4 protein-coding genes are annotated in these 7,879 nt (G+C 32.6%); 3 read left to right on the top strand and 1 reads right to left on the bottom strand.

Annotation, left to right across the window (positions count from 1 at the left end; translation table 11 throughout):
- Together ACKI5C_RS07790 and ACKI5C_RS07795 are read left to right on the top strand one after the other, a co-directional pair.
- On the top strand, nucleotides 1–4,169 hold a 4,169-nt coding region (locus ACKI5C_RS07790; protein WP_407432593.1), incomplete at its 5' end, for an Ig-like domain repeat protein.
- A 275-nt stretch (nucleotides 4,170–4,444) separates the two neighbouring features.
- Entirely contained in the window at nucleotides 4,445–5,104 is a 660-nt protein-coding gene (locus ACKI5C_RS07795) for a hypothetical protein (protein ID WP_407432594.1), read from the top strand.
- 49 nt (nucleotides 5,105–5,153) lie between these two features.
- On the opposite strand, the gene ACKI5C_RS07800 is transcribed toward ACKI5C_RS07795, so the two are convergent.
- The gene (locus tag ACKI5C_RS07800; RefSeq protein ID WP_407432595.1) at nucleotides 5,154–6,962 is read right to left on the bottom strand and encodes a helicase-related protein; all 1,809 of its coding nucleotides are present in this window, start codon (nucleotides 6,960–6,962) and stop codon (nucleotides 5,154–5,156) included.
- 591 nt (nucleotides 6,963–7,553) lie between these two features.
- Between ACKI5C_RS07800 and ACKI5C_RS07805 the strand changes: the two genes are divergently transcribed.
- Nucleotides 7,554–7,700, top strand: a complete 147-nt coding sequence (locus tag ACKI5C_RS07805) for a hypothetical protein (RefSeq protein ID WP_407432596.1) — start codon at nucleotides 7,554–7,556, stop codon at nucleotides 7,698–7,700.
- Nucleotides 7,701–7,879: the final 179 nt, after the last annotated feature.

The following is a 7,879-nucleotide window of genomic DNA, read 5'->3' on the forward strand; positions in this document are numbered from 1 at the left end:
GTGCATCATATATTGGATTGGACGATGTAATAATCAATAACGGCAATATCAGCATTAGGTATGAAGCCCGCGTAGATGTAAACAATAAAACTTTGAATTTAGAAATTGGTCAAAATTTCACTATTGTTGCCACTACTACTCCTGAAGGTTTGGATGTAACTTATGTTCAGGATGACTCCGGTGTTTACATTGTTGATAAGAATGGTGTTGTCACTGCATTGAAAAACGGTACAGGTTCTGTTTTTGTTAAAATTGGCGGAGACGGCATTTACGCTAAGAATTCAACTATTGTTAATGTTACTGTAAGTAAAGTTCCTACTGAAATCAGTGTTTTAAATGACACTCTTGATTTAAAAGTTGATGGAGTAGTTGAAACTGGTGCTACTTTAACTCCTGCCGACGCAGGCAATTTAACCTACACTGTAAGTAATCCTTCCATTGTCAAAGTTGAAAATGGTAAAATCACAGCCCTTAAAGAAGGTAATGCCACTATTACTGTCAGCTTTGCAGGAAATAAAAAGTATCTTGCAGCAGAAAATAAAACCATAAATGTAACAGTCAGATTGAACGACGCAAGCGTCAAGGTTAACAATAATACTTTGAATTTATTGGTTGAAGATAAATTTAATCTCATTGCTACAACTGAACCTAAAGATTTAACCGTTAATTTCACTTCCAACAATCCTTCTGTTGTGACTGTTGATAATAAAGGTAATGTTTTAGCTGTCGGTGAAGGTAATGCTACAATTACTGTTACTGTTGGCGGTGACGGTAAATATGTTGAAAATTCAACTACAGTTACTGTTACTGTAAGCAAAGTTCCTACAGAAATCACTGTTGATCCTGCTTCATTAGACTTGTTTGTTGGTGATGAAACTGTTATTGCTGCTAATTTGACTCCATCTGATGCGGGTAATGTTACTTTCACATCCAGTGATGAGAATATTGTTGCTGTTGATGATAAAGGCAATGTAATTGCTGAGGGTAAAGGTCAGGCAATTATCACTGTCAGTTTTGCAGGGGACAATAAGTATGCTGCAGCAGAAAATAAAACCATTACAGTAACAGTCAGCTTGAATGATGCCAGTGTCACTGTTGATAACAATACTCTGGATTTGAAAGTTGATGAAACATATAAAATTAATGCTACCAAACATCCTGATACAATATTGCTTGATATTACCTACACATCCAGTGATGAGTCTGTTGCTACTGTAGATAAAAATGGTGTTGTTACTGCTCATGGCGAAGGTACTGCAATCATTACTCTTGAAGTGGGCGATGATGAAATCTATGCTAAAAATTCAACAGCAGTTACTGTTACAGTAAGCAAAATACCTACTGAAATTAATATTGAAAATGCCAATGTTACTTTAAATGTTGGTGATGAGGTTTCAACCGGCGCTGCATTAAATCCCGAAAAAGCCGGTAATTTAACCTACAAGTCAGATGATGAAAGTATTGCTATAGTTAAAGACGGTAAAATCATAGCTCTCAAAGAAGGAGATGCGATTATTACTGTCAGCTTTGCAGGAGACAATAAGTATGCTGTAGCAGATAATAAAACAATTAAAGTAACTGTTAAAAAATTAAATCCAATCATGGATGTCAGTGCTGAAGAGATTACTGAAGGTGAAAATGCTACAATTAGTGTAACTTTGCCTGATGATGCAACAGGCAATGTAACAACTACAGTTAACGGTAAAACTTACTCTTCACCAGTTGAAAATGGAAAAGCAGTTATCACTATTTCTGATTTGGAATATGGAAACTATACTCTTCCAGTAACTTACTCTGGTGATGATAAGTATAATCCATTGACAAAGGATGTAAATCTTACGGTCAAAGAAGATGAAATTATTGTGTCTGCTCTGGATTTAACAAAATACTATTCAGGCACTGAACCTTTCACTGTAAATGTAACATATACCAATGGAAGAGCAATTGCAGGCAAGGAAGTTAAAATAACCATTAATGGCATAACATACACAAGAACCACAGACAAAAACGGTACAGTTTCATTAAACATCAATCTAAATGCGGGAACATATGATGTGGCTGTTGAAGTTGACAATATCTCTGTTGATTACATGGTGACTGTATTATCCACAATCAATGCCAGTGATATTGAATCCAAAATCAAGAATCTTGTATTCACGGCATCTTTCATTGACGGTGAAGGAAACTACCTGACTGATGGAACCAATGTCTCATTCAACATTAAAGGAGTAATCTATGATTCACAGGTAACTGGAGATAAAGGTTTAGCCAGCATTAATTTGACTTTGGACAGCGGAAGATACATCATCACATCATATAACCCTGTTTCAGATGAATATGCATCCAATAGCATTGCTGTTGATTTAAAGGATGTCGTCATGACTCTTTCCAGTGATGAAATCACAGTAGGTGAAAATGCTATCATAAGTGTATCATTGCCGGATGATGCAGAAGGTGATGTCACCGCTACAGTCAATGGTAAAACCTACGCCAATAATGTTAATAACGGCAAAGCCAATATCATAATTCCTGATTTGGCTGCTGGAAATTATACTGTTCCTGTAATATATTCGGGTGATGACAAGTACAATGGGGCAAAAGGTGATGCTAATGTTACTGTCAATAAGGCAGACGCTGCCATTAGTATTGATGCGCCCCCAATTACTGAAGGTGATAATGCTACCGTAACTGTAACATTGCCTGGTGACGCAACAGGAAAGGTAACTGTCGGTAATGAGATCGTCACTGTTAAAGAAGGCACTGCCAGTGTAGTTTTAACCGGCCTAAAAGCAGGAATAACCACCGTTCCAGTAACATACTCTGGTGACGACAAGTACAATCCGATTGAAACAAGCGTAGAAGTTATTGTAAATGAAAAGCCTGTTCCTGCCAAAGAGAACTTAACAATCCAGGCAACTGCAGATGAAATCACCGAAGGTGAAAACGCAACACTCATAATAACTGGTCTTGAAAATGCAACGGGAAATGTTTCCCTCATTGTCAACGGCAAAACATACACAGCACCAGTTAATAATGGTGAAGCCGTTATTACAGTTCCCGGTTTAACTGAAAATGTTACTGCTGTTGTCAATTATCCTGGTGATGACAAGTACAATTCTGCAGTGACTACAGTCAATATTACAGTCAACAGAAATACTGTAACTATCACAGCCGAGAACCTGACCAAATACTACCGGGACTCTCAGAAATTCACCGTAAAAGTTACTGATGCCAAAGGACAGGCTGCTGCAAACAAAACTGTGGAAATTACCATTAATGGTGTTACTTACAAAAGGACTACTGACGAGAACGGTACTGCAGGATTGAACATTAATTTAAACAGTGGTGAGTATCCTGTCAGTGTTGCTGTTGATGATGTAACAGTGAACTCTACCGTAACTGTCATGTCCACTATAGATGCATCAGATGTAGTTAAGATGTTTAGAAATGACACTCAATATAATGCAATATTTACTGATGTAAACGGCACAGCACTTGCTAACATCACTGTTTCCTTTAACATTCAAGGCATTATATACAACCGCACAACCGATGCAAAAGGTAGTGCAAAACTTAACATCAACCTGAATGCTGGTGAATACATTATAACTGCCGTTAATCCTGTTACCGGCGAGATGAAATCCAACAGAATCAAAGTGATTTCATTAATTGAATCTGATGATTTAACCAAGTATTACAGGAACTCTTCACAGTTTGTTGTCTGTATTCACTCTGCTGACGGAGGATATGTCGGTGCAGGCGAAGAGGTTAAATTCAACATAAACGGCGTATTCTATACCAGAACTACCAATGCTACAGGACATGCGAAGTTAAACATCAATCTGGGTCAAGGTAATTACACAGTAACTACCTACTATAAAGACTGCGGCCGTGGAAATAACATTGAAGTCTTGCCGATATTGAGCGCCGATGATTTGGTAATGAAGTACAGGGACGGATCACAGTTCAAAGCCAAACTTGTTGACGGCCAGGGCAAAGCATATGCAGGACAAAATGTACAGTTCAATATCAACGGTGTATTCTACAATAGGGCAACTGACAGTACAGGTACGGCAAAACTAAACATTAACTTAATGCCTGGCGAATACATCATAACATCAAGTTATAACGGTTCAAGCATTGCAAACAAAATTACAGTTAAAAGTTGAGGATTAAATTCTCAACTTTTCTATTTTTTTAGTACATGAATTTTTAATTTCATGATTAATTTTTTTAATAGTTATTGTTTTAACTATGATAATTTTAATTGCTATTTTAATATTATTAATTCATTTATATATTGACTATTTTTATCATTGCATGATCTACATTAACCAACATTTTTATGAACATTTCTTCTGTCCTTCAATAGCAGTTATATAAATTTTCAAAATTAATTATAAATAAATTGATTTATATAACTATCAATTAATTGGTGATGGATATGTCTTCGAAAAATTTTAAATATCTGGATGATCTAATTCACAGCGGTGCAAAAGAGATTGTTTTGGATTCTGATATTGTTTTGGGTGATGGTGAAGAATCTGAAGATTTATATTATAATGGTATTAAATTAGATGTAGATGGATTAATTATTGATGGAAATGGGTACACAATTGATGGGAAAGAAAAAGCAAGGATTTTTACTTGTACTGGTAAAGATATCACTATTAAAAATATTACATTAAAAAATGGTACTCATCTTTCTGCTATACTAAATCGTGGGGTTTTAACTGTAATTAATTCTTTATTTACTAATAACATGGGGTATGGTGGAGCGATATGGAATTTTGAAGGTGCTTTTTTAACTATAATTGATTCTACATTTGCGGATAATATTGCAGTTCGCAGAGGTGGTGGAGTATATAATTGTGAGGGTACATTAACCATAATTAATTCTGTATTCACAGGTAATTCTGCAAATCATGTTGGTGGAGCAGTATGTAATTTCGATGGTATGACAGACATTACAAAATCAACATTTACAGATAACTCTGCAGGTCGTCATGGTGAAGCAATATTTTGTACAAAAGTTGGTGAAGTTAATTTAAAAGATTGTACTTTTAAAAATAATGGGTTTGGTGATGATTGTTATGGAGTTTAATAAACAATAATACCATTATATATTTAATTTATATTCGTTCCGTATTTTTTTAAAAATTATCTAATGTGGCATATCCTTTAGCTTTTGCTTCACTAACTATTGTGTAGTCTAATATTTCTTTTATTCCTGCTCCTTTATTGTACATGGAATAAAATGTATTTTCACCAAGTAATGCATAATTCCATTTTGCATCCATTCTATCTGATCCGTTAAGTTTATTAATTTTGTTTAATGTATCTAATGTTGCTATTCTTTTTCTTTGCACATTTGGTGATTTTAAATCTTTATCGGCTTTTGTTTCGACAATATATATATCATTATCTATTTTTACTATAAAGTCAGGATAATATCTTGCCAATAATCCATCTTCCCGTATATATGTAATGGCAGCAAATGTATGATAATATTCATTGATTTTTAAAAATGAACTTACCCTTCCATCATTGTCTAATGCTTCAATAAAATTTTCTTCTAATCCACCACTATTTGAAGGATATCCTAATCTTTCATAAATGGATTTTCTAACAGGTATTGAGAAGTTTTCTCTCATACGTAATTCTTTTACTTCTGAGAAGTATATTTTATTTACAATAGCTTCAGTTATATCTACGTTCGTTTGCATTTCATATATTGTAGTAGATATCTGTTTAATAATGTGATTTATGACACTATTTTCAGACATTAGTAATATTCTCCAATTTTCATTAATCATTGGGTCAAAAGGTTCATCAAATAATTTTTCTCTTATATATCTATCTATCAATCCCATTAATTCCGCATTATTTACTTGCATCATTGGGAATATCTTTGTTTTACGTCCAATTGGTTGTATCATAGAATTAACATTACTTATGATTTTAGATAAAAACTCATTGTAACTTTCTGCTGTAAATATGTCAGATGTAACTTTATATTCACCAAATTGTGTACGAACAGTAACTTCATGTGATTTAAATTTTTCACCACCATCACCTTTAATTGCTTGTAAATCAGCCAATGGTGTTGGATATACTTCTAATCTATCCATAGATAGTTTTTCTTTGTTTAATATCTCTTCACTTTCTTGTATAATTATTGGCCAGTATAAATCAAATCTTTCATAATATTCTTTTAAGCCAACAGTTATCATGTCTCCAAGTACTTTACCTTTCCCTGGGTCTTCAGTTACTTCAGTAATAATACCTGATTCCATACTTTCTTCATAAAATTTAATGAAGTTTGGATGTTCTACTATACTTAATAAGTCCAAATAGTTATCTGGTTCTCTTTTATCAACTAAAACTTTTCTTCTACTTTCAGCTTTAATTTCTTCATAGTTAAAACCTCTCCACATAAGTCTTAATCCACGACCAATGGTTTGTTCAAGAAGTATCTCAGAGGCAGTTGATCTTAATGGAACAATAACACAAATATTATTAACATCAAAACCTTCACGAAGCATTAAAACAGAAACAACAACTTTAGGATTATCATAATTATCAATATTAAACAATCTTTGTTTTACTTCATCCCAATCTTTCTCACTAACTTCACCTTTTCTATTAGAATGAATTTCAACAACTTCATTATCAGACAAACCTTCTGATTTAAAAAATTCGGTTACATAAGGTGCAACCTTTGTATCTTCACAAACAACCAACATTTTAGGGTGTTTTGTTTTATCAAAAGACGAGAACTCTTCATCCAATATTTTTAATTTAGTTAATCCTGCACGAAGCATTAATCTTTGACCTTCAGATAAACCAATAATCTTTTTACCATCTCTTTCAGCTCTAAAATCTAAATCTATTGATGTAATTTCTTCACGTTTATCAATAGCAATCATCTTAACTAAACCTTTATGTATTGCAGTTTTCAAATCAAAATCAACAATAACATTGGGAAATAATGTTTAGTTTTACTTTTACCTGTAGAAGAACGCACAAGGAATCGTTTAGATTTCCTTGACTTTTTTTCTTTTTTTTAGTATTTTAATTAATTTTTTCTCTGTTTTTCTTAGAAAGCATACAAATTTGTTTGTAGATTCTGCTAAAACTTAAAATAAGAATTTGATGAATATTTTAAATAAACCTGATGGTGAAACACCTGAATAACTTAAACTTCAAATAATTTCTACACAATATTGTCATGGTTCTGATTAGTTTTCTATTTTTTCTAATTTATTGTGTGTGTTGACAGTATATATTAATTATATGCATTATATTGGATTTTAAACTTTTTTCATCTGTTTATTTTGTGTATGCAAGTGATTACTTTCGAATAATTTTATATACTCTTGTCTATAAAATAGAAATTAGCGGGTGTAAAATATTTTTTATACCTTTTATTTAGTGTGATTAACATGCATAATAGTTCAATTATAAACTTTAGAAAAAAGGGATTATTTGTTTTTTTTGTATTGTTTAGTATATTTCTTAGTTTTAGAACTATTTCTACTGCAAATAATCATTTGAGTGATTTACATATTATTAATCATGATTATGATTCATTTCGTGTGTTTAATCATATGATTTTTGATGGAGTCGATTTTACTGTACCTAATATTGTAGATGAAATTGACTCTAACGGAATAAAATATGGAGGAATAAACTTTTAAATAGTTTTTCATTAATGAGTTGGTTTTTTATGATTTATAAAAATAAGTTTTTGTTTGTATTGATGTGTCTTTTGTTTTTTATTAGTATGTCTTGTGTATGTGCAGGTGACAATGTAAATGTCACTGCAGTTGATAATTCTGTTGATGTTCCTGTTTGTAATGCTGCTAGTTTTGATGAT

The organism is Methanobrevibacter sp., from assembly GCF_045646045.1.
Lineage (GTDB): Archaea > Methanobacteriota > Methanobacteria > Methanobacteriales > Methanobacteriaceae > Methanocatella.